Annotated in this window: 2 protein-coding genes and 1 tRNA gene; 2 read left to right on the top strand and 1 reads right to left on the bottom strand. The window is 49.1% G+C overall.

Annotated features, from left to right (window positions below; translation table 11 throughout):
* Nucleotides 1-898, top strand: an 898-nt coding sequence (locus BM100_RS22185) for a TraI domain-containing protein (RefSeq protein WP_339355272.1), incomplete at its 5' end; no start/stop codon positions are given.
* Nucleotides 899-1,109: 211 nt separating this feature from the next.
* A complete protein-coding gene (locus BM100_RS22180; protein ID WP_092514969.1) occupies nt 1,110-2,126 on the top strand; it encodes a tyrosine-type recombinase/integrase in 1,017 nt (338 codons plus the stop codon).
* A 332-nt stretch (nt 2,127-2,458) separates the two neighbouring features.
* Here the strand turns inward: BM100_RS22180 and BM100_RS22175 are convergent.
* Nucleotides 2,459-2,534 (bottom strand) — tRNA-Phe (locus tag BM100_RS22175).
* Between the last annotated feature and the right edge of the window lie 25 nt (nt 2,535-2,559).

Here is a 2,559-nt window from a genome sequence, read left to right as displayed (position 1 = left end):
AATAATGTTTCAGCGTTTTAAATCCCGTTTTACCCGACAGGCACACCCACAGCCCAAATCATTTTCGTCGGAAGATTGTCGGGGGTATTTTCAACCCCAATCAGCCGATGAATTGTTAGTAACGCCCCAGCGTCGCCAATATCTCCAACAATTATGGCAAAACAGTGCATTCCCTGACGGGCTGTATCAGCGTTTTTATCTTGCACCGGTGAAGCAATTGCTGGGCAGTGTCCAACAGGTGCCGGCAACCCCGGCAGGGGAGTGGTCAGCGTTGGGGGGATTTGCTGACCTGACGCTGGCATTCACCACCTGTGCGGTACGGCTGGCGAAAGGGCATATGCTGCCTCCGGGGGCACCGCCGGAAACACAGGCAGCGCAAAGCCTGCTGTGGCAGGCCGTGGTGTTTTGGGCCGCGTTGTTTTACCACCTGCCGCTGTTGCGGCAACTGGAAGGGGAGCTGGAAGACGGGCATCATTGGCAACCGGGGATCTGTGTGCCTGATAAACCCTTTCGTTTCCGCTTTCATCTCCCGGAAAACATACCGTCTGCCCCTCAGGAGGTGTTTCTGGCAGCCAGTCTGTTACCGGAAAAAGCCATGATGTGGCTGGTTTCCGTACCGGAAGTCTGGCATTGCCTGATGCAGCATCTTAATGGCCGTCCGTCCACTGTGCCGCTGATTGATGCACTGCTTCAGGAAGCCGCCGGGCAGGTTCATTCACCCTTGGATAAACAGGTTACATCATCCACTGAGACAGAAACGACTTTTACTTCTGAAACCGGATCAGCAATTACCCCGGAAACAGCGGAGATCCTCCCTGCCGGTGAAATCAACCGTTCATCTCCGTCCACGACGGACGATACCCGGACACTGATGTCATTATTTCAATCAAATGATTAATTTCGAGTGGCAGTCTGACGGGAAAAATCACCATCATGATTTAAAACTGATCAAACGATCGGTACAGGTGACAGAAGTATTGTCACTTATGGTTACCTAACGTCATCATTTAAAAGAAAATAATTTAAAGGGTTATTTGTATTTTTGACACCGGCAAGGGTTTTATGAACAGGAACCCGATGAAGGTGTGATAACAGAGGGAACAAAGAAGATGTTGCACACAACAGAAACGTTCAATTGGGAAGAGTTATTAGAAGAGTACTTTTTTTCACATATCCTGAGGCCAGATACTGAGTGGAGTTACCGGAAGGTCGTACGGGGTTTTATACAATTTATGGGGGATGTCACTTCACCGGCGCAGGTGACTCACCGGGAGGTGCTCCGGTGGCGTCGTCATCTTCTGCTGGAGAAGAAACAGTCGAGCCATACCTGGAATAATAAGGTGTCTCACTTACGGGCGATATTTAATTTCGGCATGGAACGAAAATTGCTGCCTCATACAGAGAACCCGTTTAATAATGCGGTGGTGAAAAAAGAGAAGAAAAAGAAGAAAATTCTGAGTGAATCGCAGGTAAACCGCATTAATTTGTTGATGGGGAAGTTCGCGGAGGAAGAACGGCTCCAGACAACGCCGAAGGGAGGGCGTTGTGCTCTGTATCCGACCTGGTACTGGTCAACGGTGTTGGCGACGCTACGTTTTACGGGGATGCGCCAGAACCAGTTATTGCACCTGCGGGTGCGGGATATCAATCTGGAAGGAAATTACATTGAACTGGGTCTGGCAGGCAGCAAGAATCACAGTGAATGGGAGATACCGATTGTCCATCCCCTTAAACCCCGGCTGGCACACTTAATTGAACGGGCAACGGCTGCCGGGGCTGAAGCCAGTGATCCGATTTTTGACCTTAGTCGGCTAAGTGTGCCACATCCAAGCCGGCTTTCCCGTTACAAATACGATATTAATAGAGAAAAGCAACAGCTCCGCTCTTTCTTCCGCCGGTTGTCCAGAGAATGTGATTTTGCTGTCTCTCCGCATCGGTTTCGCCATACCATGGCATCAACGCTGATGAAATCGCCGGATCGCAATCTGCCGCTGGTGAAACGATTACTGGGGCACCGTAACGTTGCGACGACGATGGAGTACATTGATCTTGATATGGAAGTGACGGGAAAAGCATTAGAACGGGAATTGGGGCTGTACACCGATCGTTCTGATGTGCATGAGTAAATGAATAAAACGGATTAAAAAAACAGGGCAGGACTCAGACCGGATTCAGGCGGTGGCTTGTGTGAACTGCCCTGCATCAATCTTGATGGTATGCAGTGAGCGTTGTTACCATCCTGTATTTCGTGAAGTTTTCACCTTACTTGACATCAGAATCAATTACTGGAATCATTACCTGCAACGAGAAAAGGGTAGCTGTTAAAACAGCTACCCTGTATCTTGTCTTAAACACCACAATAGCGTGCAAATTGTCATTTAACACTTTATTAACTATTGTTTGTTTTTTGCGCTTTTGTCAGGAAGTTTAACAAACTCGACAAACCCGCATCAAATCTTGGTGCCCGGAGGCGGAATCGAACCACCGACACGGGGATTTTCAATCCCCTGCTCTACCGACTGAGCTATCCGGGCTAACGGGGCGCATTAAACCGTATTC

It is taken from the genome of Xenorhabdus mauleonii (assembly GCF_900113945.1).
Classification (GTDB): Bacteria; Pseudomonadota; Gammaproteobacteria; order Enterobacterales; family Enterobacteriaceae; genus Xenorhabdus; species Xenorhabdus mauleonii.
This window is presented reverse-complemented; position numbering and strand designations above follow the sequence as displayed.